The sequence below is a fragment of the Paraflavitalea speifideaquila genome, from assembly GCF_032395985.1.
GTDB lineage: Bacteria > Bacteroidota > Bacteroidia > Chitinophagales > Chitinophagaceae > Paraflavitalea > Paraflavitalea speifideaquila.
The window spans coordinates 4,731,007-4,755,567 of sequence record NZ_CP135920.1 but is presented as its reverse complement, the minus strand read 5'-3'; the positions used below and the strand labels follow the sequence as shown (position 1 = coordinate 4,755,567).

The following is a 24,561-nucleotide window of genomic DNA, read 5'->3' as shown; positions in this document are numbered from 1 at the left end:
TATTGTTCCCTAAGCCAATTAAAAACGGCCATCTCGCTTTTGATCGTATTGGGCAGATCCTGCAGGATCAGCTTTTCCAGGTTGCGTCCTTCATCAATAGACAATTTGCCGATGGCTTCCCGAAATAATTGATGATGTACAATACCTGGAGACCGTTGAAAGGATCAAAAATGCGACGGCCGGGGCTACCCGTAAATGCCGCATTTGCGGTGGCAATAAGCCAATGATAATGATTGCCGGCCAGGTGTTCTTTCAGAAAGGACATACTGTATTGTTTATAATTGAACACCGGCTACTGATCAAGAAGTAAAAAGGAGGTCTGCTACTGTTTGAAAATATCAACCGGTAAAGCGCTAAAGGTAACCTTTTAGCTGCAATACCGGCTTTTTATTTAATTGCTTGGTTTTCTGCTTGCTTACGAAGCTTCTGTGCAGCCTGTTTGGTGTTCCCGTTATTGAAAAGGTACCTGTTTGCCCAGCGTGTCCAGGAATTGGATATTTCCCTGGCCCTTTTTGTCTACAAATATTTTTATCCGGGGCCTTCCTTTATTGTCCCGGATAAATAGGCCCACCTCCTCTTGTTTTGTTTTTCCTACAAACAACCGTTCCTTACCCAACAACCCTTTTTCGTTAAGCGTATTGATCAATTGCTGCATCCGGGCGGTATCCTTGAGGCGTTCTACAGAATCTACCGCTCTCATCAGCTGACCGGCTGTAAACTGATCCGACCGGTCCCAGAGCTTCAGACCGTACGACCTGCTTTTTTGAGCGCCATTCTCCTGTTCTGAATATTGAAGTTGCATGATCTGGTCATTGTTAAACTGATCAACAGAAAACACCATACCGGCGCTTTTCCTGGTTCCATCATATATCAGACCTCCGCATTCATCCCCGGCCTCATTAAAGAAGATCATACCGGCGGGCCGCTCTCGCTTCGGTAATTCTTTTCCGTCAATAATACCAGGGTGTTGCCGTTCCGCATTGCTGATCACAAGCTTCAGTTTTCCACTTTTCTCAATGATATTGATCCTTTCCACATCTATCTCCTTAAATTTTTCGTGTGAGCCGTCCCTGTTAAAAGCCATCACGAGCAGTCCGGCAAAAAGCACCGTGATCGTAAGCGTATAATATTGCAGGAACCGGACTTTTTCAGCAGTTCGTTTTCCATGGTGTGATGATTCATTGAATTGATTAAAAATTAGCGGCAAAGATAACAAGGGTTGTGGATTGGGCTATACCATGGACCAGGATGCCCTGGGCGGTAAAATAAATTTTCATCAGGCATAAGGGTAAGCGAATTGGCGCGTGCTATATAGTACATCATACTATATTACCACCATGCCCCAATTGAAAAAGACGCCCAAGCGACAGATCCGGAAGATTGTTGCCGGGGCCACTGTTTTGCCTGTACAGCAAACTGCAATAAAAAATCCTGGAATACTTACCAATAATCAGTTGTTATTGGTTACCCTTTGTTGGCGGCCGTTTCCTATGGGTGGTCTTTTATTTCGGATGGTTTTTACCAGGGAGAGGAAGGCGCCCAGTACATCAATATGCTCGAATTTTGGAGAGATTGGAAAGTGATCATGGGCAACTGGCCCAAAACAGGGTGGAAATTGGTTTACGCATTGCCGGCATTGTTGGGACAGCAAGCGGTGATCCTGCTTAATTGCATTTTATCGGCATTCACTGCATTTTTGTGTATAAGGTTTGTGTATTGAAGCAGGTGAAGTTGCCGGTGACGGGCATTGTAATGCTGGTTGTTCAACTTCTTTGGTTTCAGTTAAGTCACAGAACCTATTGTGAAATACTGGGCGCCTTTCTGCTGATCGTGGCTGCCTATTGCTATTACACCAACCGGTTGATTGTATCGGCCTTGCTTATTTCTTATTTGCCCGTCATGCGGCAGGAACTCTATCCTTTGGCCGTTGCTTTTGGCGTATTCCTGTTATGGAAAAAGAAATTATTGCCGGCCTTCCTGCTGGCCACCTTTCCCCTGTTGTACAATATAGCAGGTTATGTGGCCACCGGAGATATATTGTACGTTATCAACAATACTTTAAATATGGCAGAGGGCATGCAAAATGCCTACCCCCGCCAGGGATTTGATCATTATTTGGTAATTGCGCCAGCCGTCTTTGGTTGCATTCCCTGGGCTTGTTTGGCTGCTTACATTGGTTTGTGTTGCTTCAAAAAGCTACGGGCCGATTATTTATTGCTTGCGGTAATTGCCATTACCCTACTTACTCATTGCGTGCTGAATTGGCAGGCAGTGGTTATAGGCGCTTCAACAGGTGGCAGCTGGAGATATGTACTCATCATTTCTCCTGCGGTGGCTGTATTGGCCGCGCAGGGGTTCGACCGTTTTATCGGTTTGCCAAAGAAAAGCCGCCTCTTGCTCATCCTGATCCCTTACTTCTTGCTGGTGGTGAAATATGCCAGTTATGAACATAATTGGGTGCTATATGATATCACTTCGAGAGATCATGCCGTATCCATTTTTAGTTTGCTGATTATGTTGCTCCTCATGGCGCCACTGCCACCTGCAAAAGCATTGTATGCTTTATTGTTATTGGCTGCCGGCTATATGATTGTCATGGTGCGGCCACTCAAATTGACCGGAGAAAACATTGCTATGAAAGAAGTGTACGAATGGTCAAAAGAGAATGAGATAGAAAAGAAGAAATTTATTCTCTGTTCCTTGCCCACCTTTAATTTTTATTATGACAAGCGCAATGATCAATTTCCAATGGGGAAGGGAGAAGTTAATCTTACCGCCATGCAGGAAGCGCCGGTAGGCGCGTATATTTACTGGGATACCCATTACGCTACGAAGTACGGTAAAGTAGAAGAGAAAGACCTTCTAATGGAAAAGTATAAAATGCTCAAAACCTGGGTAGACCCCGACCAAACCATTGGTATCGTATTGTTGGAAAAGATAAAATAACTGCAGGCCGCCGTCTGTGCCCCTCCTGCAAATATATGCACAACCGGTTGCACATCCGTTTTGCCACAGAGTCCAGTAAATTCGATGCTGCATAAAAGCAGGCCCCCGCTTTTATGCTTTTACAGCTTAAAAGAGCAGCATTGATCCTTATGTTTAAGAAAATACTGGCAGCTTATAATTTAGAACCTGGCGATGTTATTATTGAAGAGTTTGGTATGGGCCTTATCAATAAAACATGGAAAGTAGAAAGAAATGACCGATCAGGGTCTTACATCCTTCAAAAACTCAACCATGCTGTATTCAAACAGCCTGAACACATTGCTTTCAATGTGGCCAATATTGCCAGGCACCTGCAACAACAGCACCCCGGTTATTTGTTTATTACGCCCATTGCCACCATCGGCAATCAGGAGCTTTATTATGATGAACAACTAGGCTATTTCAGGTTAACCCCTTCCTGGAAAACTCCTGTACCATCAATACCGTACAAGCACCCAAGCAGGCTTATGAAGCTGCCAGGCAGTTTGCGATCTTTACCAGCTTGTGCGCTGGGTTTGATCCTGCAAAGCTCAGGACTACCATTCCTGATTTTCATAACCTCCCTTTCCGGTACCAGCAGTTCCTGCAAGCGCTGGAGCAGGGCAATCAAGACCGGCGTTCCGAAACCAACGACCTTATTGCTTTTTTGCAGTCCCAGGCTGGCATTATGACCACCTATACCCATATTCTGCAAAACAAGTCATTTGCCCTGCGCGTTACCCATCATGATACCAAGATCAGCAATGTGTTGTTTGATGCTTCGGATAATGGCCGTTGCGTAATTGACCTGGATACAGTGATGCCAGGATACTTTATCAGTGATGTAGGCGATATGATGCGTACCTATTTATGCCCGGTAAGTGAAGAAGAAACCGACCTGTCACAGATCATGGTACGGGAAGATTATTTTCAGGCCATCATTACCGGTTATTTATCGGCCATGCAACCCTTATTGAGCCGGGATGAAAAGCAGCATTTTGTATATGCAGGTAAATTTCTGATCTATATGCAGGCCCTGCGTTTTTTGACGGACTACCTGAACAATGATGTGTATTATAAACCTCGCTATGAACACCACAATGCCGTGAGGGCCGAAAACCAGGCAGTATTATTACAAAAACTGCTCGAAAAAGAAGCCTTGCTCAATGGAATAGTGGCCGATGCTTTACATATAACTGCTCCAGCTGGCAATGCTTTGTTGTAGTAATCGAAGCTTTGCAAAGGTGAGTCCCCTGCCGCGCTGCCTTGCAGGGCTGCAGGGAGGCACACCTTGAGGGTAAGCAAACGCTTTTCCGACTTCCGACTTCAGGCATCAGACTTCCAATTCTTACGCAACCGATTGTGACAACCGTTTGTGCGAAATTGTGCTGATTAAGTGTAAACTGCTCATGTTATGGCTACCTTTAGCCAGGTATTTTTTCACCGCTTTATATCAAAAAATGAAACTGACCTTGACCGGATTGTGTTTAGCGGCGCCCCTTTTGATCCTCGCCCAAACCATTCCTTCCGAATTGCAATCGCCCGACATTACAGCTGTTAACCGGCTGCCCATGAAAGCATCTTCCTTTGCTTTTGAAACCAGGCAACTGGCAGCAGGCGGTGAGAAAGCCAACTCCGCTTATTTCCTATCGCTCAATGGCCTTTGGAAATTCAATTGGGTGCAAGACCCTACGCAACGACCCGCGGATTTTTACCGAAAAGATTTCAATGATGCGCAATGGACCAATTTTAAAGTACCCGCCAACTGGGAACTGAATGGGTATGGCTTACCCATCTATGTCAATCATCCCTATGAGTTTACTGGTCGTGCGAAAATGGGCCGCAACCTCAATCCACCTTATGATATTCCCGAACACAATAACCCGGTAGGTTCCTACCGCAAAAAGTTTACCCTGCCAGCTGGCTGGAATGACCGGCAGGTATTCATTCACCTGGGTGCGGTGAAATCGGCTTTTTCATTTGGGTCAATGGCGTGAAGGTTGGTTACAGTGAAGACAGCAAGCTGGCGGCGGAATTTGATATTACCCGTTTTGTACAGGAAGGTGAAAACCTGGTTGCCCTGGAGGTATACCGGTGGAGTGATGGCAGCTACCTCGAATGTCAGGACATGTGGCGTATTTCGGGCATTGAAAGAGATGTGTACCTGTACTCAACACCGAAATTAGACTTGGCCGACTATAAAGTAGTGGCCGGTCTTAGCAATAATTATACTACAGGTGAACTGGCCATCGATGCCACCATCAATAGTTATAAAATAGACAAAAGGACCTTGCACAGCAAGCCCGATACTTTTTCGGTAGCTATAGAGCTTACCGATGGGGAAGGGAAGACTATTTTCAAAGAAGAAACGCAAGGCATACAGTCTGTTCTCGGCAATTACCGCTCGGTAGTGCATTTTAAACGGCAGGTACCAGCCGTAAGTACCTGGTCGGCCGAAAAACCTTACCTCTATACTTTGTACCTGACCCTGAAAGACAAAGAGGGAAGGTGCTGCAGGTTATTCCTCAACGGGTAGGTTTCCGCAATATCAGGATCGAGCACCGCAATTTGCTGGTGAATGGCAAACGGGTATTCCTGAAAGGGTGAACAGGCATGAACACAATGCAACCCAAGGGCATACCTTATCGCATGCAGATATGGAAAAAGACATGGAGATGATGAAAAGCTCAATGTCAATGCCGTGCGCCATTCTCACTATCCGCCCGATCCGTATTGGATGCAATTGTGTGATCAATATGGCTTGTACGTGATCGATGAGGCCAATATTGAATCGCATGGCAGGTATTATGACCTCGAAACTACATTTGCCAACGATAAGCTGTGGCTGAAACCGCATATGGATAGGATATTGCGCATGTACGAGCGCGATAAGAACCATACCGCGGTGATCACCTGGTCGCTGGGCAATGAAGCGGGTAATGGCACCAATATGTATGAAGCGTATGACTGGCTGAAGCAACACGATAGCCGCCCGGTTCAGTATGAGCGGGCCGAGCGTGATTACAATACAGATATGATCGTACCGCAATATCCTTCTCCCGCTTCGCTGGAAAGGTATTCGCAGCGCAATCCCGACAGGCTGATGATCATGAGTGAATATGCGCATATCATGGGCAATAGCCTGGGCAATTTCAAAGAATACTGGGACAAGATTGAGAATAACCCCTACCAACAGGGTGGCTTTATTTGGGAATGGATAGATCAGGCAATCGATACGGTAAAAAATGGCAAGCGGATCATGGCTTATGGTGGGGATTTTCCTTTGGCCGGACCGGTAGATGAAAATTTCAGTGACAATGATTTTTGCGTAAAGGGTGTAGTCACCGCTTACCGCGGATTAACGCCCATGGCGGTTGAAGTGAAAAAAAAGTATACCAGCATATCAAAACAAGCTGGAAAGGCAATAACCAACTGGTGGTTAAGAATGCTTATTTCTTCCGTAACCTGGATAATTTCCAACTGAACTGGGAGCTGCTGCAAGATGGTCAATCCATTGCAAAAGGTGTGATCCCTGCGCTCAATATAGCTCCCAGGATTCGGCCAGCTTTACCATTCCACTGAAAGCCAGCTATCCCCAAGGGCATGAATATTTTCTGAATATCAGTTACAACCTCAAAGAAGCCGAACCCTTCCTGGAAAAAGGATACAGCATAGCCGCCGAACAGATCTGGATTGGCGGAGTGCCGGTTGCGGCAAATGCTGCCAATGGCAAAGCAGGATCAATACAAGCCACCGGGAATGGAAAGCAACTCACTTTCAAGGGCAAAGATTTTGCCATTGGTTTTGACCTGGAAAAAGGCTTGTTAAGCCATTATACACTGAAAGGACAAGAGCTCCTGCAACAAGGACCGCAGCCTGCTTTCTGGCGAGCGCCTACGGATAATGATATTGGCGCCGGCTACAACAGGAACCTGCGCAATTGGCGCAATGCTTATGAGCAGGGGACGGGCTTGACCACCAGCTTTACAAAAACAGCAGAAGGTTATGAGGTCCTCATTGCCAAAAAGATCATGAATGGCGATGCCCTGGCCGAACAAACCTTTACCATTTATGGCGATGGCGCTATTAAAGTAGAAAACCGTTTTAAAGCAATAAGTGGTACCCATAAATTATGGTACCGGGTGGGCAATGACCTGCGGGTGAACCAACAGTTGAACAAGATCAGGTTTTATGGTCGTGGCCCCTGGGAAAACTATTGGGACCGTAAAACTGCTTCTCCGGTGGGCATCTATTCGCAGACAGTTGATGAGCAGTATTTTCCTTATGCCCGTCCGCAGGAAAGTGGTAATAAATCAGATGTGCGTTGGGTAACGCTTACCAACCAACAGGGTAAAGGTTTGCGTTTTGAAATGGCCGACAGCCTGCTGAATTTCGCAGCGTTACCTTATAGCCTGGATGATCTTGATCCGGAAGTAAACAAAAAGCAATACCATTCGGGTGAACTGGTAAAACGGAACGAGATCTATATGCATGTTGATTTACAGCAAAGCGGGGTGCAGGGCATTGACAGCTGGGGTTCACAACCATTGGAACAATACAGGATACCTTATACCAATCACCAGTATAGTTATTGGATAAAACCTATTCGATAGCCAGTCAAAGGGTGGGTCGCCCTTCAAGGGCGGCTCACCCTTTCCACTCACACCTCAAAAGGTGGGCCACCCTGCCGCGCTGCTATGCCGGGCTGCAGGGTGACTCACCTTCGACAAGGCGACACTCAAAATGGATCATATAAAATGAGAAAACAAATTATCATATTCCCGGTGCTACTGGCAGCCATGCCGCTGGCGGTGCCTGCTTTTCATACCAATCCGTTTGTGCAAAGAAGGCGGCAACACCTGCCGAAACGATTCAATTGCCCCTGGGTGGCAATACCTGGGTACAGGGTAGTACTGAAAAGAAACGCATCCTTACCGGTAATGGTATCGAGAACTGGAGCGATAAGGGAGTATCCTTTATTACTTATGTACGTATCAATACCGCTGGTACTTTACAAGTAAAGCTAAAAGCAAAAGCTGCGCAGGCATGTCAATTGTCCATGACCATTGCCGGCAAAAAGAAAACGGTGAAAGTAAACACCACCGATTTTCAATGGGCAACAGCAGGGGAGTGGATGCTCAAAGACACGGGTTATATTGCTATTCAATTATCGGCAGTTGATAAGGATGGCGACCGTTTTGCCGATATCAGCGATTATGAATTGAGCGGCACTGCCATCAATGCAACCACGGCGTATGTAAAAACAATGAAGGCAATTTCTTTTATTGGGGCCGTCGTGGACCTTCCGTTCACCTGAACTATCCCTTTGCGGATACAATACAGGCCGAATGGTTTTACAATGAGATCACGGTACCCGTAGGTCAGGATGTGATCGGTTCCTATTATATGGCCAATGGTTTTGGCGAGGGATACTTTGGCATCCAGGTAAACTCCGCCACGGAAAGAAGGATCCTGTTTTCTGTATGGAGCCCCTTCTCGACCGATGACCCCAAAAGCATACCCGAAGACCAGCGTATTGCCATGCTGAAGAAAGGAGAAGGGGTACATGCCGGTGAATTTGGCAATGAAGGTTCCGGCGGACAAAGCTACCTGCGCTTTCCCTGGAAAGCAGGTAATACGTATGGGTTCCTGTTAAGAGGGGTACCCGATGGTAACAACAATACCACCTATACCGCTTATTTCCATGATCCCGAACAAGGCAAGTGGATGCTGATCGCCTCTTTCAAAAGACCCAAGACCAATAAGCACCTTACGCGTTTCCATTCTTTCCTGGAAAACTTCAATCCCGACCAGGGCAACCTCGAAAGAAGAGTGTTGTTTGGCAACCAATGGATCAGGGATGTAAAGGGGAATTGGATATCCTTAAAAACGGCAGGTTTTACGTATGATAATACGGCTGCCAGGGGATACCGGAAGGATTATGCAGGCGGGGTGGATGGCAATCAGTTTTTCCTGAAGAATTGCGGCTTTTTCAACCAGTATACACCTTATAAAAGTTCCTTTACAAGGGTAGGGGACAATAAGGCGCCTGTTATTGATTTTACAAACCTTCCTTAACGGACCGACTATGAAACAATTGACTGTTCAACGGATTGCGATCAAAGACCTGCAGGATATGCAGGAACTGGACCTGGTATTGAATACCTTACCCAAACAGGCAATTGAAGAAGTTCCCTGGCCGGCTTATCCTTATAAGCCTTCCGTACAGTTTGTAATGGCCTACCAGGAAAACTACCTCTTCCTCAAATACTTTGTAGCCGAGAAAGCCATCCGCGCGGTAAGCAACCAGGTCAATGGCATTGTATGGGAAGACAGTTGTGTAGAGTTTTTCATTGCCTTTGATGAGGCTGCTTATTATAACCTCGAATTCAATTGTATTGGCACAACCCTAATAGGCTTTGGGCCTTCAAAACCGAACGTAACCTCTTATCCGCCCCTACAGTAGAACAAGTTGCCACCCGCGCACTGATCAACCGGAAGCCCGGTAGCAAAAATATTTCCTGGGAACTAACCATCCGTATTCCATTAACCGCCTTTATCCATCATCAGCCATTAACCTTATCCGGCAAGCGATGCAGGGCCAATTTTTACAAATGCGGTGACCTCTTGCCTGAACCACATTTTATTACCTGGAACGGTATCAATACCACCGCTCCTAACTTTCACGTGCCGGCTTCCTTTGGACGCCTGCTATTTGAATAGTTTTTCTAACGATTAAAATTGTGTGTATGGATAACAAGCTGCCTACCGTTAAAGAGATCGCCCGGCGTCTCAACGTATCTGTTTCTACTGTTTCCCGGGCATTGAGCAATCACCCGCGCATAGGACTGCGTACGAAGACCAAAGTGCAGGAACTGGCCAAGGAACTGGACTATGAGCCCAATGCCAAGGCTATTTTCTTCAAACAGCGTAAGTCTTTCATTGTAGGTGTTATCCTGCCCTATATCAGGGAAGAATTTTTTCAGAAGCTATTAGCGGTATTGAAGCGGCTGCCATGGAACATGAATATACCATCCTCTTCGGTCAAAGCTACGATAACCCCGAAAGGGAAAAACAGGTGGTGGATACCATGAAAAAGCAACGGGTAGATGGCCTGATCATTTCTCTTTCCAAACAAACCTATAAATACGATCACCTGCAGGCCCTGGATAAATACGATATTCCGGTGGTGTACTTCGACCGGGTACCGGCTACTGAACAGGTGCACAAAGTATACTGCGACTTATACCAGGGTACTACCGAAATGGTAAACTGGCTTTTTAATAAGGGCTATCGCCGGGTGGCTTTTATCAATGGCCCCGATAAACTGCCCGCCAGTAAAGAAAGACTGAAAGGCTACCTCGAAGGTGTTACCCGGCAAAAGCTCAAGATCGATATGCAAATGGTAGAGAGTACCGACCTGTCGAAAGAGAGCACCCACCTGGCCATGAAGAAATTACTGGCCTTGAAAAACAGGCCCCATGCCATAGTGACTTTCAACGATTATGTACATATGGATGCTGTTCAATATGCTGAACAACAACATATTCAGATCAATAAGGACATTGCGTTCGTTAGTTATGCCAACCTGCCAATTACCAGTTATACTGCCTATCCGCCGTTGGCTTCCATAGAACAATATCCTTACGGACAAGGGCATAAAGCGATGGAGCTTATGATAAAAATACTTAATGAAAAAACGAGCAGCCCATCCGCTGAACAGCAATACCATATTGAAAAAGTGATGCCCGCACTGGTTATGCATTATGCTGCAAACAGGTAGTTTGCTAGTACATTTTGCGCTACCGGTTGCGCACAAAAACTACAAGAAGCTTCTTAATATTGGAACCTGTTAATTATTTGGTAACGTATTGTTATTACTGGTGCGTTATCCGCCTTTCTTAAACTTTCCTGGGAAAAAGAACAAAGTAAATAAGACTAATGATCAACTGGCTATTGCATTACTGCAATGGGTTGACCATGCTTTGCGTATTTGCTGCCGGTACAGTTGCCAGGCAGTTTGATATAAAACCATAACATTATGCTAACTATGAGACGACTGACACAGCTTGTCATGTTGTGTTTACTCACATCTCTGCCCCTTTTTCCCTTGCTCAACGAATTGTAACCGGACAGGTTACCAATGCCGATACCAAACTGCCTATTGAAGGCGCTTCGGTGATGGTAAAGGGAATAGTAAAGGCACCACTACGGATGGTGATGGCTCTTTTAGGCTTGCTGTGCCCGATGGTGGCGTCATCGTCATTTCTTCCGTGGGTTTTACAGCCTTGGAAATAAAACCTTCCGGTAATGTAGTAGCTGCTCCTTTATCCCCGTCAATGCCAACCTGGCCGAAGTAATGGTGGTGGGGTTTGGTAAGCAGAAAAAGTAAGTGTTACTGCGGCCATCTCTACCGTTAATAGTAAAGAACTGCTTCAAACACCGGTGGCCAACGTGACCAATACCCTGGTAGGACGTATGCCGGGCCTGATAGCCCAGCAAACCTCTGGTGACCCGGGTGTGGACGCTTCTTCCTTTTTATCCGTGGTAAAGCAACCACCAACAATGCCGCACCGCTGGTATTGATCGATGGGGTAGAAAGGCCTTTCAATAGTGTAAGTGCCTTTGAAATAGAAAACGTAAGTATCCTCAAAGACGCTTCTGCTACCGCCGTTTACGGTGTGCGTGGTGCCAATGGCGTAATATTGGTGACTACCAAAAGAGGTCTCATAGGTAAGCCCTCGGTAAGTCTTACTTTCAATTCGGCCATCCAGGAAAATACGCGTATGGCCAAATTCCTCAATTCTTATGATTTTGCCCGGCTGATGAATGAAGCCCGGGTAAACGAAGGGGGCAACCTGTTTATGATCAGGCGGCACTCGATGCTTATAAAAACCATACCGATCCTTATCTCTATCCCGATGTAGATTATACCAAAGAATTCCTCAAACCCTTTGCTGCCCAGCAAACCATGAATGCCAATGTATCGGGTGGTACCAAGGTGGCCAAGTATTTTGTAAGCGGCAGCTACCTTACCCAAAATGGTTTATTTAAGCATACGAAGGACAGGGACTTTGATGGCGATCTCAATTATAATCGCTATAATTTCCGTTCTAATGTAGACCTGGATGTAACCAGCGCCCTTAGGTTGAGTGTAAACCTGGCGGCACGGGCCGAAACCCGTAATGGTCCCCGCGGTGGTACCAGCCGTTTATTCAGTTTGCTGATGCGTACACCACCCAATAATGGCCCTTTGTTAAATCCTGACGGGACTTATGGTGCAGGGCCTTCGCTCACTGATAATGTACTGGCCGAATTTTCTTATCAAGGCTATACGAAAGATTATACCAGCCTGCTGGAAGGAACTTTCATTGCCAATTATAAAATGGACAAGTTCCTGAAAGGGCTCAGCTTTAAACCCATGGTCGCTTTTACCAATCATTACAGGCACCAAACTTCCCGTTTCCGTGGTACAGGTTCGCAAGACTTCTATACACGCTACAAACTCACGGGTAAGGATGCCGATGGTAATTACTTATATGGAGCACCCATTGGTCAGGAAGCGCCCTTGCTGTCTTATGGTGAGTCTTTTGTGTCTGATGCCAATAACTCTTACCGTACCGTTTATATGGAGGCAGGGCTTAACTATGCCAACAAATTCGGAAAGAGCAATGTATCCGGCTTACTGTTGTTCAATCGCAGCCGCCAGGTGAGAAACTCTTCTACTTTTGATTGGCCATTCTCTTACCAGGGTGTCGTAAGCCGTCTTACCTATAACTGGGATGAAACGTATATGGTAGAGGTGAATATGGGCTATAATGGTTCCGAGCAGTTTCCTTCTACTAAACGATATGGTTTCTTCCCCTCCTTTTCTTTGGGATGGGTAGTGACCAACGAATCTTTCATGAGCGCTGTTAAAGCGTTGGACTTCCTTAAATTGAGAGCATCTTTTGGTCAGGTGGGTAATGATCAAAACAATGCTCGCAGGTTCTTGTACCAAAACCTTGCATATACCAGCAGTGGTGGTTATGCTTTTGGTCTTACCAACAACAACAATCCCGGTGGTATTCTGGAGGGTGAATTTGGTAACCCTTATGCACAATGGGAAAAAGCCAATAAGTACAATGCGGGGATAGAAACCCAGTGGTTGAACAAGCGGCTCACTTTTAACCTGGATGTTTTCTATGAAAAAGAAGCAATATCTTAACCAATCCCGGTACTGTGCCTGCTACCGTAGGTGCCACCTTACCGGTGGTTAACCTGGGTATTGTAGAGAACAAAGGATATGAAATTGACCTGGGGTATAATGACCACGTGGGAGCATTCAATTATTTTGTAAAAGCCAACCTGTCTTTTGCCCGTAATAAACGTGTATTTATTGATGAACCCGATGCGCCCCATCCCTGGATGCGCCGTACCGGCGAACGCCTGGATATGTTTTGGGGATTGCAGACGATGGGCTTTTTCAATTCACAGGCAGAGATCGACAAATGGGCTACTTCCAGTTATGATCCCGGTGCATTGGGCAAACTGCAGCCCGGTGATTTCCGCTATAAAGACCAGAATGGCGATGGGGTAATTGATGTTAAAGATCAGGTGGCCCTGCGTAACCCTACCGTACCCGAATATATTTTTGGATTTAGTTTTGGTGGTAGCTACAAGGGTTTCGACTTCAGCGCCCTGTTTCAGGGAGCGGATAATACAGCCATGCTGGTGAACCTGGAAGCCGCCTATGAATTTTTCAATACAGGTAAAGTAATGGACATCCACCTCAACCGCTGGACGCCCGACAATAAAGAAAACGCTACCTACCCCCGCTTATCTTCCAGCCCATCTGGCACCCAACACAATTATATCACCAATGATTATTGGTTGAAAGATGCCAGTTATGTCAGGCTCAAGCAAGCCGAAATTGGTTATACCCTGCCTAAATCACTCATAAATAAATGGAGAATGAAAGGTGTACGGGTTTACCTCAATGGATCTAACCTCTATACCTGGGATAAGATCAAATACCTCGACCCTGAAAACCGTAATCAGCGGGCCTGGTATTATCCCCAGCAAAGGGTATGGAGTGCCGGTGCAAACATTACTTTATAACCATAACTGCTTAATAGATATGAAAAATATTATTTTTAAAGGATTTTATATAGCTGCCAGTTGCATTGTATTGCTGGCCTGTGAAAAAGAGGATTCCTTGAACCGCCGCCTTTTACCAATGCGCTGGATCCACAAAAAACGTTCACTGATTCCATCAATACTGAAAAGTTCCTGGCCAATTGTTATGCCGACCTGTTTGGCGGGCTGGAAGTATTGTCCAATGGCATGCATTTCGGCATGATCTGCGATGAAGCAGAAGCCGGTCCGGCCTACCTGGGCACCAATGCCATGAACTTTGGCTCTATGGATGCCAGTAATACGCTTGATAATGTGTATGCTGCCATGTACACCCGCATCCGGCGCACCAATGTATTATTAAGTTACCGGGATTTGATGACCTTTGCCCCTACTGCCAAAGCCCAGTTTGTGGCGCAGGCACAAACCTTGCGTGCCTTTTATTATTTCGAGCTGTTGAAAAGGTATGGTGGTGTTCCTCTTGTTACTTCACCCGTAAGTTTTGAAGATATTAAGGATCCTGCTGCCCAGGCTGTTTATAAAGCCAATCTTAAAAGGGCATCTTATGCCAGCATCGTAACCTTTATTGTACAGCAACTGGATTCGGCAGCCAAGGTATTGCCCTGGTTTCCTGCACCCGATATTAACCGTGGGCGCACTACCGCCGCCGCCTGCCTGGGGCTCAAAGCAAAAGTATTGTTGTATGCAGCCAGCAAGCTCAACAACAACCCTACACCGGCTGCCGCAGGAGAGCCTGGGGCTATGACGGATGAACTGATTGGTTATACCAGTTATGATGGCAACCGCTGGAAACTGGCTGCCGATGCCTGCCGCGATTTCTTTACACAAAATGCCGCCAATGGCAACTGGTATAGCTTGTACAATAATTATGGCAATATCTTCAATGAGTCAAGGGATGCCAATAACCGCGAATTGATCTGGTACCGTCAGGGTACCAGTAACACACCCATCTTCTTCAACCCACCGGGCAGGCTCACTGGTTATGCTCATTCTCAGATGTTGGTGAACCTGGTTGATAAATACGAGATGACCAACGGCAAAATGAAAGATGAAGCTGGCTCGGGTTATGATGAAAGCAAGTGGTGGCTCAACCGTGATCCCCGACTGGCTATGACAGTTATAAAATCAGGCGATACCTGGAAAGGCTTTACCATGGAATTCTGGCCTGCATCGGCCACAGATAAAATTGGTGGTGATTATTCTGATGGGGTAGTTAAAACCGGCTTATTCTTTCGCAAGTTCCAACGGCCTGATAACAATAATGGGGTACAAAAATGGCATTACCTGCGCATGGCGGAAATGTACCTGATGCTGGCCGAAGCCGAAAATGAAATGAATGGCCCCAATACCGAAGTATACAATGCGATCAATGCAGTAAGAGCCAGGGCAACTGTAAACATGCCGGGCCTGACTGCCGGACTTACCAAAGAAGCCATGCGCAATAAGATCCGTAATGAAAGAGCTGTAGAGCTGTCACTCGAAGCTGAGCGTTATTTCGATGTACGCCGCTGGATGATTGCTGAACAAACGGACAATACACCTGCCGAAGGTTTCAGGGTCACTAAGGTGAATGGCGTAGTAGCACATACCCGTTATGTGATAGAGAACCGCAAGTTCTTAAACCGCATGTATCTCTATCCCATTCCAATTGCCGAGATCTATAAAGGCGCCGATATCAAACAAAATCCCGGCTACTAAAAGTTGTTGTTCACCTACACTTAACTACTTATGCTACATCGTATAAAAATTACTAAAAATAATATCCTGCTGCTGATGCTCCTGGCCGGCCAATCGGCCCTTGCCCAGCAAGCAACGCAGCCGGTATCAGATACCCTCAAAATTGGAAAAGATTCCAGTTACTGGAGCCAACCCCTCCGCCTGCCCTGGAACTATACCCTGCCCCGTAAATATTATGCGGGTGCAGTAAGCTCCATTACCGGCGAAGAAATGGCCCGCTTCCGCGTGGCCAATAACAGCAATATGCTGGCAGGCCGCCTGGCTGGCCTGAAAACATCCATGGGTAGTGAAGAACCGGGCTATGATGGCAGCGCCCTCTATATCCGTGGTGATAACACGTATAACAATGGCGCCATGTACGTATACGTGGATAATATACCCGTAGGTTTCAACCAGCTTGATCCCCTGGAAATAGACCAATTGGTAGTGTTGAAAGATGCTGCCGCCGCTGGCACTTATGGCATCAGGGGCGCCAACAAAGGTATTGCCGTTACTACCCGCCGCGGCGAGATCGGAAAAAGTAAGATCAATTTTTATTCACAGGTAGGTTTCCTGTCTCCCATGGATGCACCTGATTACCTCGGTGCCAAGGATTATATGACCTTGTACAATGAGGCTGCCATCAATGATGGTTTGCCTGCCCGTTACCCCGATGCACAGATTGCGGCTTACAACGATCCTGCCCGCAACAAAGAAGTATATCCTGATGTAAACTGGTATGATGAGCTGATCAAAAAACAGGCGCTGCAGCAGAAGTATAACCTGACCTTTTCGGGCGGTACCAAAGATGTTCGCTACTTTGTATTGCTGGGATATATGAACCAGCAAGGGTTTTATAAATACAGCGACATCAATGAAAAAACAATGGGTTATAGCACCAATGCCAATTTCAAACGCTATAATTTCCGTTCCAACCTCGATTTTAATATCAACCCCAGCCTGCTCGTAGCCCTTGACCTGGCCGGCAGGTTGGAAACCAAAAATTTCCCCGGGTCGCCACAAAGTTCCATCTGGGGTAATATTGCCCTCTATCCACCCAACCTGTTCCCCATGCTCTATGCCAATGGAAAGATCGGTGGCAACCAACAGTATAACCGCAACCCTTATGGCTTATTGACGCAAACGGGTTATACCAGGGAAGTGCACCGCAATTTATCCAGCACAGCCCGTATAGAACAAAAGCTGGACAAACTGGTGAAAGGCCTGAGTGTTACCGGTGCTTTTGCTTATTATAACTACTATTATAACAACGAAGGTGCTACCATGAACTTTGCTACCTGGGAGTTACAACCGGGCGGCGACTATAAGCAATTTGGTACGGATGTATCTTATAATTTCAGGTCCAGGACGCAGAGCCAGGAACGCATGAATACTGTATGGGCAAAGGCTGATTATAAGACCAATTTTGGTTTTAACCATGACTTTGCTGCTCAGGCAGGATTTTATCAGTCCGTCACCACACCTGCCGGCGATGATTTCCCCTATGCTACACAAGGTTTTTGGCAGGGCTTACTATGCGTATAAGAAGAAATACATTGCCGAGCTCAACATGGGCTACAATGGTAGTGAGAACCTGGCACCGGGTAATCGTTATGGGTTCTTCCCCACACTGGCCCTGGCCTGGTTGATCAACGAGGAAAAGTTCCTGCAAAACGATCAGATCAATTTACTCAAGTTGAGGGCATCTTATGGCTTGCTGGGCAATGCCGATTTTGGCAGCAGCTTTGGCAGCGGTCGCAACCGTTACCTCTACAACAGCAGTTATACCGGTGGTAATTCCTATACATTTGGTCGCAACCCCGGCAGCCTGGGTGGTCGCGCAGAAGGTGCATTGGCCAACCCCGATATTACCTGGGAATCCCTGTACAATGCCAATGTGGGTGTTGATATGGCTTTCTTTGGCAATTCACTCGGCGCCAGCATTGATGTATTCCATGAAAAGAGAAAAGATATCCTGGCTGTTCCTTCCAGTTTATCCAGCCTCATTGGTATTGGTGTAAAAGCTTTCAATATCGGTGAAATGGAAAACAAGGGCATCGACTGGGATGTATGGTACAATAAGCAACTGGGTGATTTTGGTTTTACCGTACATGCCCTGGGTACCTATTCCAAAAACAAGATCGTTTACATGGATGAAGCGGTATTGCCTTATTCCTACCTGTACCGCACCGGTAACCCCCTGGGCACTCCTTTTGGCTTGCAGGCTCTTGGTTTCTTTAAAGATCAACAAGAGATCAACAACAGCCCTGTGCAAACTTTCAGCCAGGTAAAACCCGGGGATATTAAATACAAGGACCAGAATGGCGATAACCGTATTGATGTATACGACGAAGTACCCCTGGGCAAACCTTCGGGCAATCCCCAATTGTATTATGGCGCTTCTGTAGAATTGCGCTACAAAGGTTTTGACCTCACCATCTGGTTACAGGGAACAGGATCAAGGGATATCAATGTGATGAACTTTTCAACCATGGGTTTTGCCGGTGGCGCCAAACCTACCAGTTTTGTACTCAACCGCTGGACACCAGCTACCGCTGCTACTGCCGATTTCCCCGCCTGTCTACCACCGCCAAATCGGGGAGAACAATTACAGGCAATCTGACTTCTGGCTGCAGGATGGCAAATACCTGCGCCTGAAGAATGTAGAGATCGGGTACAATTTTAGCTCCGGGCTGATCCGTAAACTGCACCTGTCGCAGGCCAGGGTCTATGTAAGTGGCCTTAACTTATATACCTGGACAAAATTGAAACCAGATTATATCGACCCCGAGTTTACCGGTGCAGGCATTGGTTCTTACCCACGCACCAGGTCCATGCATTTTGGTATCAACCTGCAATTCTAACCTTAATATGCTTTTTATGAAATCAACCCATATCAGTAAAATATACATCGCAGGCAGCCTGTTGCTGTTGTTAGGAGGTTCGGCCTGTAAAAAAATGTGCTCGATGCGCCGCTGGAATTAAATGTGCAGGATAGCACCATCTTTAAGAATATCAATTATGTAACCGAGTTTGTAACGGATATTTATGCCGGTTTGCCCAATGGGTACAGGCAGTTGGGGCTTTTGCCGGCACCTTTTCAGAGTGTGCTACCGACGATGCCCGCCATGCCAATAGTGCGCACGACGCCTATCGCTTTACCAATGGAAGCTGGGGCCCTACCATCAACTTTGATGATGTATGGACGGGTCATTACAGAAGTATCCGCAAGTGCAACAAATTCTTTGAGAATATTGAGCGTGTAAAAGTAGTAGACCACAGCAACGATATTATCATCAACCAAATCAAGGCAGTTGATCAAAAGTACAGGTTGATAGGAGAGGTATTCTTCCTCCGGGCTTTCTACTATTTTGAATTGTGCAAACGTTATGGCGGGGTACCCCTGGTTACAAAAAGCCTCACCTTAAATGATGATATTGACCTGCCCCGCAACAGCTTTGATGAGACTGTGGCGCAGATCGTAAAAGATTGTGATTCGGCATTTAACCGCCTGCCGGTTACTTACATTGGTACCAACTACGAAAACTATTATGGCCGTGCCACCAAATGGGCTGCCGCCGCTTTAAAAGCCCGCATCTTATTGTATGCGGCCAGCACCCTGAATAATCCAAACTCCGACAGGGCCAAATGGGTGAAAGCCCTTGAAGCTGCCAAACCTTTTTTGATGGTACAGCTCCCTTTAGCCTGCCCAATGGCATTGCCAACTATGAAGGACTGTTCCGTGGCAATACCGCTACCAATACCGAGATCATCTGGAGTAGGGTGGAAGGCAATGCCAGCTACCTGGAAACAGAAAATTATCCGGTAGGTGAGGTGAATGGTGGCGGTGGTGTATGCCCGTCCCAATACCTGGTGGATGCTTTTGAAATGAAAGATGGCCTGGCCTGGAACCAAAGTCCTTTGTATGATGCGGCCAAGCCGTATGATAACAGGGACCCCGGTTGGCCGCCATCATCCTGTTTAATAATGCTACTTTCAAAAGCCGAAAAATAGAAACCTTCAGCAATGGCATCGATGGCCCTCAAAAAGTGAATGGGTCGCTTACTGGCTATTATATGCGCAAACACATCGACTTAAACCTCAACCTGGCTTCTAATCAAACCAGCCAACACAACTGGATCCATTTCCGCCTGGCCGAAATGCTGCTGAACTATGCAGAAGCCCTCAATGAAGCCGACGGTGCCGTGTCAGACGTTTATACAGCGGTGAACCGCATCCGTACCCGGGTGGGTATGCCGGGCTTGCCAGCTGGATTGACCATGGAGCAAATGCGCGCCCGTATCCGCAATGAGCGCAGAATAGAATTGAGTTTTGAAGGCCACCGTTACTGGGATGCCCGTCGCTGGGATATTGCCAAAACTGATTTTAACCGCAAAATGCGCGGTGTGAAGATTGATCAACCCAGCCCCGGTGTATTCGTTTATACACCCTACGACCTGGAGGAGCGGGTATTTACCGCCAATATGAACCGGTATCCCATTCAATTAAGAGATATACTGGCGAATCCCAAGCTGGAACAAAACGATGGTTGGAAATAAGTAAAAACCTTTATACATGAACAGAAAAGAATTTGTAAGAAATACCAGCCTGGCCGCAGCTGCCCTGGTACTGCCCGGCAAAAGCTTATTCGCCGGCATGGCCGATCCAAAAGTTAAGATCGGTATCATAGGAGTGGGGCTGCGTGGATTAAGCCACCTGAGCCTTTTGTTGAAAAGGGAAGATGTAGACCTGGTGGCGATTTGTGATGTAGATGATAAAATGCTGATACGTGCCAAAGACATGATCACCAAAAGTGGCAAGAAGATGCCAGAAGTATTTACCGGCGATCCTTATGCCTGGAAGAAACTGGTAGAGAAGAAGGGCATAGAAGCCGTAGTCATTGCTACGCCTTGGGAATGGCACAAACCCATGATCATTGGTGCACTGGAAGCGGGTATTAAATATGTAGGCACCGAAGTGATCCTGGGTATTACCCTGGCCGATCATTGGGATGTGGTAAAGGCAGCAGAGAAACACCAGGGCCATGTGATGATGCTGGAGAACGTATGTTACCGCCGCGATGTGATGGCCGTGCTCAATATGGTGCGTCAGGGCTTGTTTGGTGAGATGATCCACTTGCAGGGTGGCTATCAGCATGATCTGCGGGCTGTGAAATTCAACAGTGCCACTGGCGGCAAAGGCGTGGAGTTTGGCGACCAGGCATTTTCTGAAGCCAAATGGCGTACCAACCACTCCGTTCATCGCAATGGCGATCTGTATCCTACCCATGGCGTAGGACCATTGGCCCATTATATCAACATCAACCGCGGTAACCGTTTTCTTACTTTAAGTTCTTTTTCTACCAAGGCCAGGGGCTTGCACAATTACATTGTGAAAGAAGGGGGTGAAAGCCATCCCAATGCCAAGGTGAATTTCAAGCTGGGTGATGTGGTGACTACCCAAATTGGCTGCGCCAATGGCGAAACCATCCTGTTGCAGCACGATACCAATTTGCCCAGGCCCTATTCCATTGGTTTTAGGGTACAGGGTACCGAAGGTTTATGGATGGATGTGAATAAAGGCATTTACATTGAAGGTAAGTCAACCAAACCACATCAGTGGGACGACCAAAAGGTCTGGCTCGATAAATACGACCACCCCCTGTGGGCCAAGTACAGCAATGCGGCATCGGGCGCCGGTCATGGTGGCATGGACTTCTTTGTAGTACAGGCTTTTGTTGAATCCGTAAAGCGTAAAGTACCTACCCCAATGGATGTGTACGATGCGGCTGTATGGAGCGCCATCACACCTTTAAGCGAGCAGTCTATTGAACTGGGCAATGAAACCGTAGAGTTTCCCGATTTCACGGGTGGTCAGTGGATGTACCGCAAACCCGTGTTTGCGTTGGATGATCAGTATTAATGTTCATTAAACCTTCATAGTATCCGTATCCTTGTAATGGGTTACAAAAAGACAGCTCCCCTGGTCAGGAGCTGTTTTTCGTTTTGTAGGTTGTATGTTTAAAGTTTCACCAACCGGGTTTGCTGCGTAATGCCATTGCCTGCTAGCTGAAGGATATAGTTGCCTGGTAGTAAAGACGACAGCGTGAGGGGAATGGTATTCCATCCCGCCTGTAAAGAAACCGTTTTGCTAAAGTGCCTGTTGCCGGCCAGGTCAAACACACTATATACAGCTGGTTGTTTTTGGGCAAGGTAAACAGTAAGCGTTGCTTCGCCCTTGATTGGATTGGGATAGATCATCAAAGAAGAACCTGGTTTGCTGGCTGATACTGTTACTGTTTTTGAAAGGGTTGACTTAGCATCGAGGTCTACCTGCTTCAGTCGGTAATATCCAATGCCATTTAGTGGGGTATTGTCAGTAAAATTATAATGCTGTGCGGTGTTTGAATTCCCTTTGCTGCCACTTGCCCGATGGGTATAAACGTGGTTCCATTATTACTGCGTTCAATAATAAAATGATCGCTGTTTTGTTCGGTGGCCGTACTCCATTGACAAAGTACAGCAGTATTGGATCCTGCCCCTGCCTGGTTCCTGGCTGTGAAAGAAAGGAGTTCAACGGGCAATGCGATAAGCCCAAAAGCGGCGAAATAGTTAACCGCGCCTCCCGCAATAACATTAAAATCTCCGCCCACATATATCCTGTTGCCCGATACTTTGATGGCTCTGACGATGGCGTCAGCCTGGAGATCCCATGCGTTGGCCGTTCCTGTGGTGGCGTCTAATACGGCCACCCGTCCCCTCATCTGGCCGCCAATAGAAGTGAAGGCTCCGCCGGCATACACCAAACCGCCATTAACTGCAAGACCCAGGACCGAGCCGTCAGCATCGGGGTTCCAACTGGTAGCCAGGCCGGTACTAGCATCCAGTTGCGCAATCCTGTTCCTGGCTTGCCCGCCGATAGAAGTAAAGTATCCGCCTGTATAAATTGTACCGCCACTGATCGCCAGGGTAGTGACACCGCCGTTGGCAGTGGGGTTCCAGGCCCTGGCCAGTCCGGTACCAATATCCAAAGCTGCGATATAGTTTCTGGATTGTCCGCCGACAGCAGTAAAGCCCCACTTGCAAAAACGGTGCTGCCACTCACCACCACTTTATTAACCAGGTTGTTGGCATTGGGATCCCAGGAAGTTATCAGCCCGGTATTGACATCAAATGCTGCGATATAGTTCCTCGGTTGTCCCCCAATGTTCGTAAAACTACCCCCTGCATAGAGGATGCCGCCATTGATAGCCATGGTATGAACCCAGTGATTGGCATTGGGATTCCAGGCCGTGGCCAGTCCGGTGCTAACATCTAAAGCTGCGATCCTGTTCCTCGGCTGTCCACCAATTTGAGTAAAGCTGCCGCTTGCGTACACCGTGCTACCGTGGAGGAGCAGTGACCTCACATCGCCGCCAATGGCAGAAGGATCCCACGGGGTTATGGCGCCTGTAGTAGCATCAAATGCTGCAAGATTATGTCTTGACTGCATACCTATGCCTGTAAAACCTCCCGCTGCATATACTCTTATACCATTCACTGCTATAGAACTGACCTCGTTATTTGTATTGGCAATCCAGGCTGTGGCCAGTCCGGTACTCGCATCCAATGCGGCGAGATTGGACCTCGGTTGCCCGCCAATGTTGTTGAACCCGCCTGCCGCATAAATGGTGCCGCCATTGGCTACAATCTTGAGAACCGTACTACTGGCCTGGGGATTCCAGGATGTTGCCTGCCCGGTACCAGCATCCAATGCCGCAATATAATTTCTTGGCTGACCGCCAATGTTAGTAAAATAGCCGCCTGCATATACAACACCTCCCTGCACAATAAGGGTTGCAACGGAGTTACTGGCGTTGGGGGCCCAACTGGTAGCCAGTCCCGTAGTACTATCCAAAGCAGCGATCCTGCTTCTTGATTGCCCACCTATATTAGTAAAGCTGCCGCCCGCATATACGATACCTCCATCCACAGCAAGGGTTAAAATGTCGCTACTGGGGTTGGGATCCCAGGCCGTAGCCAGTCCCGTACTAATATCCAAAGCAGCGATCCTGCGTCTTGTTTGGCCGCCAATGGTAACAAAGGTGCCGCCTGCATACAGTGTGCTGCCGCTAATGGCCAGGGTAAGAACATTGCCACTGGCATTCGGATCCCAGCCTGTAGGCAGTGCCGTAGTATTATCTATAGCGGCGATCCTGTTCCTGGTTTGCCCGCCGATGGAGGTAAAGGTGCCACCTGCATACACCGTGCTGCCATTGACCAAAAGGATATTAACATCCCCATTGGCATCCGGATTCCAGGCATGCAACGTGCCATCAGCATTGATCCGGGCCAGGCGATTCCTGGCCTGTCCGCCACTACGGTAAAGATTCCACCAATATACCAGCCTCCGCTGCCATCTGGTACCACGGTATTTACCTTGCCATTGGGTTTTGCGAAATACAGGTCGGGTGATCCGGAGGTAGCATGAACAGAAACGCCATACGGAGCTTGCATGCCCACTTCAAAAAATATACCACCTATATAAACCGTATTTCCATCTTGCACCATGTCATAGACAGTGCCGTTCGTTACAGGAAATTGGGGAAGTGGTGTTTGTGAAAAAACAGATTGAATGAGAAAAAAAAAGAACCATGCAACTAAAGTAAAGAACTTGCTCATGCGTAAAGTGGGTGGGTTTAGGGTGATAGATAAGGGGCGGCAATATAAGAGAATTTTATAAAGATGTGATCAGTTGAAAGATTCC

26 protein-coding genes and 6 pseudogenes are annotated in these 24,561 nt (G+C 47.1%); 25 read left to right on the top strand and 7 right to left on the bottom strand.

Annotation, left to right across the window (positions count from 1 at the left end):
- Positions 1–67: 67 nt before the first annotated feature.
- Entirely contained in the window at positions 68–265 is a 198-nt protein-coding gene (locus tag RS881_RS32760; RefSeq protein WP_315814601.1) for a hypothetical protein, read from the bottom strand.
- 186 nt (positions 266–451) lie between these two features.
- The gene (locus RS881_RS32755) at positions 452–1,207 is read right to left on the bottom strand and encodes a hypothetical protein (RefSeq protein ID WP_315814600.1); all 756 of its coding nucleotides are present in this window, start codon (positions 1,205–1,207) and stop codon (positions 452–454) included.
- 264 nt (positions 1,208–1,471) lie between these two features.
- Here RS881_RS32755 and RS881_RS32750 point away from each other — a divergent pair, with 264 nt between their 5' ends.
- The gene (locus RS881_RS32750) at positions 1,472–1,720 is read left to right on the top strand and encodes a hypothetical protein (RefSeq protein ID WP_315814599.1); all 249 of its coding nucleotides are present in this window, start codon (positions 1,472–1,474) and stop codon (positions 1,718–1,720) included.
- On the top strand, positions 1,717–2,946 hold the full coding sequence (locus tag RS881_RS32745; RefSeq protein ID WP_315814598.1) for a hypothetical protein: 1,230 nt from the start codon (positions 1,717–1,719) through the stop codon (positions 2,944–2,946). The genes RS881_RS32750 and RS881_RS32745 overlap by 4 nt, the downstream gene beginning before the upstream one ends.
- A 260-nt stretch (positions 2,947–3,206) precedes the next feature.
- Here the strand turns inward: RS881_RS32745 and RS881_RS32740 are convergent, their stop codons facing one another.
- Positions 3,207–3,377: a hypothetical protein gene (locus RS881_RS32740; protein WP_315814597.1), complete on the bottom strand. Its 171-nt coding sequence runs from the start codon at positions 3,375–3,377 to the stop codon at positions 3,207–3,209.
- 110 nt (positions 3,378–3,487) lie between these two features.
- On the opposite strand from RS881_RS32740, the gene RS881_RS32735 reads away from it, so the two are divergent.
- The 23 genes and pseudogenes from RS881_RS32735 (at position 3,488) to RS881_RS32615 (ending at position 21,738) form a co-directional block, all read left to right on the top strand.
- Positions 3,488–4,189 (top strand): phosphotransferase enzyme family protein, encoded by a 702-nt coding sequence (locus tag RS881_RS32735; RefSeq protein ID WP_315814596.1) that lies wholly within the window; start codon positions 3,488–3,490, stop codon positions 4,187–4,189.
- Positions 4,190–4,373: 184 nt separating this feature from the next.
- Positions 4,374–5,083: pseudogene (locus RS881_RS32730) on the top strand (sugar-binding domain-containing protein); the annotation flags it as partial.
- A gap of 9 nt (positions 5,084–5,092) precedes the next feature.
- Entirely contained in the window at positions 5,093–5,500 is a 408-nt protein-coding gene (locus RS881_RS32725; RefSeq protein ID WP_350340271.1) for a hypothetical protein, read from the top strand.
- A 165-nt stretch (positions 5,501–5,665) separates the two neighbouring features.
- Entirely contained in the window at positions 5,666–6,448 is a 783-nt protein-coding gene (locus RS881_RS32720; protein ID WP_315814593.1) for a glycoside hydrolase family 2 TIM barrel-domain containing protein, read from the top strand.
- Positions 6,400–6,596 (top strand): annotated as a pseudogene (locus RS881_RS32715) (beta-galactosidase domain 4-containing protein); the annotation flags it as partial. The gene RS881_RS32720 and the pseudogene RS881_RS32715, both read left to right, overlap by 49 nt.
- A gap of 69 nt (positions 6,597–6,665) precedes the next feature.
- Positions 6,666–7,577: a beta-galactosidase small subunit gene (locus RS881_RS32705; protein WP_315814591.1), complete on the top strand. Its 912-nt coding sequence runs from the start codon at positions 6,666–6,668 to the stop codon at positions 7,575–7,577.
- Positions 7,578–7,840: 263 nt separating this feature from the next.
- Positions 7,841–8,281, top strand: a complete 441-nt coding sequence (locus tag RS881_RS32700; RefSeq protein WP_315814590.1) for a DUF5077 domain-containing protein — start codon at positions 7,841–7,843, stop codon at positions 8,279–8,281.
- Positions 8,185–9,042, top strand: coding sequence for a DUF3472 domain-containing protein (locus tag RS881_RS32695; RefSeq protein ID WP_315824680.1), 858 nt, complete (start codon positions 8,185–8,187; stop codon positions 9,040–9,042). Before RS881_RS32700 ends, RS881_RS32695 begins: the two co-directional genes overlap by 97 nt.
- A 10-nt stretch (positions 9,043–9,052) precedes the next feature.
- Positions 9,053–9,687 (top strand): annotated as a pseudogene (locus RS881_RS60255) (carbohydrate-binding family 9-like protein).
- 26 nt (positions 9,688–9,713) lie between these two features.
- Complete coding sequence (locus tag RS881_RS32685) at positions 9,714–10,058, top strand: LacI family DNA-binding transcriptional regulator (RefSeq protein ID WP_315814588.1); 345 nt, start codon at positions 9,714–9,716, stop codon at positions 10,056–10,058.
- Positions 9,980–10,747, top strand: coding sequence for a substrate-binding domain-containing protein (locus tag RS881_RS32680; RefSeq protein WP_315814587.1), 768 nt, complete (start codon positions 9,980–9,982; stop codon positions 10,745–10,747). The genes RS881_RS32685 and RS881_RS32680 overlap by 79 nt, the downstream gene beginning before the upstream one ends.
- 662 nt (positions 10,748–11,409) lie before the next feature.
- Positions 11,410–11,550 (top strand): hypothetical protein, encoded by a 141-nt coding sequence (locus RS881_RS32675; RefSeq protein ID WP_315814586.1) that lies wholly within the window; start codon positions 11,410–11,412, stop codon positions 11,548–11,550.
- The gene (locus RS881_RS32670; RefSeq protein WP_315814585.1) at positions 11,547–11,891 is read left to right on the top strand and encodes a hypothetical protein; all 345 of its coding nucleotides are present in this window, start codon (positions 11,547–11,549) and stop codon (positions 11,889–11,891) included. Before RS881_RS32675 ends, RS881_RS32670 begins: the two co-directional genes overlap by 4 nt.
- Positions 11,892–11,935: 44 nt before the next feature.
- A complete protein-coding gene (locus RS881_RS32665; RefSeq protein WP_315814584.1) occupies positions 11,936–13,171 on the top strand; it encodes a SusC/RagA family TonB-linked outer membrane protein in 1,236 nt (411 codons plus the stop codon).
- 14 nt (positions 13,172–13,185) lie between these two features.
- Positions 13,186–14,064 carry a SusC/RagA family TonB-linked outer membrane protein gene (locus RS881_RS32660; RefSeq protein ID WP_315814583.1) on the top strand — a complete coding sequence of 293 codons (879 nt, stop codon included), beginning with the start codon at positions 13,186–13,188 and terminating at the stop codon, positions 14,062–14,064.
- Between the two features lie 237 nt (positions 14,065–14,301).
- Positions 14,302–15,798 (top strand): RagB/SusD family nutrient uptake outer membrane protein, encoded by a 1,497-nt coding sequence (locus RS881_RS32655; RefSeq protein ID WP_425476298.1) that lies wholly within the window; start codon positions 14,302–14,304, stop codon positions 15,796–15,798.
- A gap of 75 nt (positions 15,799–15,873) precedes the next feature.
- A complete protein-coding gene (locus RS881_RS32650; protein WP_315814581.1) occupies positions 15,874–17,361 on the top strand; it encodes a TonB-dependent receptor plug domain-containing protein in 1,488 nt (495 codons plus the stop codon).
- On the top strand, positions 17,321–18,439 hold the full coding sequence (locus tag RS881_RS32645; RefSeq protein ID WP_315814580.1) for a TonB-dependent receptor domain-containing protein: 1,119 nt from the start codon (positions 17,321–17,323) through the stop codon (positions 18,437–18,439). Before RS881_RS32650 ends, RS881_RS32645 begins: the two co-directional genes overlap by 41 nt.
- The gene (locus RS881_RS32640) at positions 18,342–18,680 is read left to right on the top strand and encodes a hypothetical protein (RefSeq protein ID WP_315814579.1); all 339 of its coding nucleotides are present in this window, start codon (positions 18,342–18,344) and stop codon (positions 18,678–18,680) included. The genes RS881_RS32645 and RS881_RS32640 overlap by 98 nt, the downstream gene beginning before the upstream one ends.
- Positions 18,681–18,776: 96 nt before the next feature.
- The gene (locus RS881_RS32635) at positions 18,777–19,082 is read left to right on the top strand and encodes a hypothetical protein (RefSeq protein WP_315814578.1); all 306 of its coding nucleotides are present in this window, start codon (positions 18,777–18,779) and stop codon (positions 19,080–19,082) included.
- Positions 19,001–19,645, top strand: coding sequence for a RagB/SusD family nutrient uptake outer membrane protein (locus RS881_RS32630; RefSeq protein ID WP_315824679.1), 645 nt, complete (start codon positions 19,001–19,003; stop codon positions 19,643–19,645). The genes RS881_RS32635 and RS881_RS32630 overlap by 82 nt, the downstream gene beginning before the upstream one ends.
- Positions 19,600–20,375, top strand: a pseudogene (locus RS881_RS32620) (RagB/SusD family nutrient uptake outer membrane protein). Before RS881_RS32630 ends, RS881_RS32620 begins: the two are co-directional and overlap by 46 nt.
- Before the next feature lie 16 nt (positions 20,376–20,391).
- Positions 20,392–21,738 (top strand): Gfo/Idh/MocA family protein, encoded by a 1,347-nt coding sequence (locus RS881_RS32615; protein ID WP_315814575.1) that lies wholly within the window; start codon positions 20,392–20,394, stop codon positions 21,736–21,738.
- 98 nt (positions 21,739–21,836) lie between these two features.
- On the opposite strand, the gene RS881_RS32610 is transcribed toward RS881_RS32615, so the two are convergent.
- The 4 genes and pseudogenes from RS881_RS32610 to RS881_RS60245 form a co-directional block, all read right to left on the bottom strand.
- The gene (locus RS881_RS32610; protein ID WP_315824678.1) at positions 21,837–22,076 is read right to left on the bottom strand and encodes a T9SS type A sorting domain-containing protein; all 240 of its coding nucleotides are present in this window, start codon (positions 22,074–22,076) and stop codon (positions 21,837–21,839) included.
- Between the two features lie 101 nt (positions 22,077–22,177).
- Complete coding sequence (locus RS881_RS32605) at positions 22,178–22,618, bottom strand: hypothetical protein (RefSeq protein WP_315814574.1); 441 nt, start codon at positions 22,616–22,618, stop codon at positions 22,178–22,180.
- Between the two features lie 108 nt (positions 22,619–22,726).
- A pseudogene (locus tag RS881_RS60250) lies at positions 22,727–22,846 on the bottom strand (hypothetical protein); the annotation flags it as partial.
- A gap of 1,298 nt (positions 22,847–24,144) precedes the next feature.
- Positions 24,145–24,201, bottom strand: a pseudogene (locus RS881_RS60245) (hypothetical protein); the annotation flags it as partial.
- Positions 24,202–24,561: the final 360 nt, after the last annotated feature.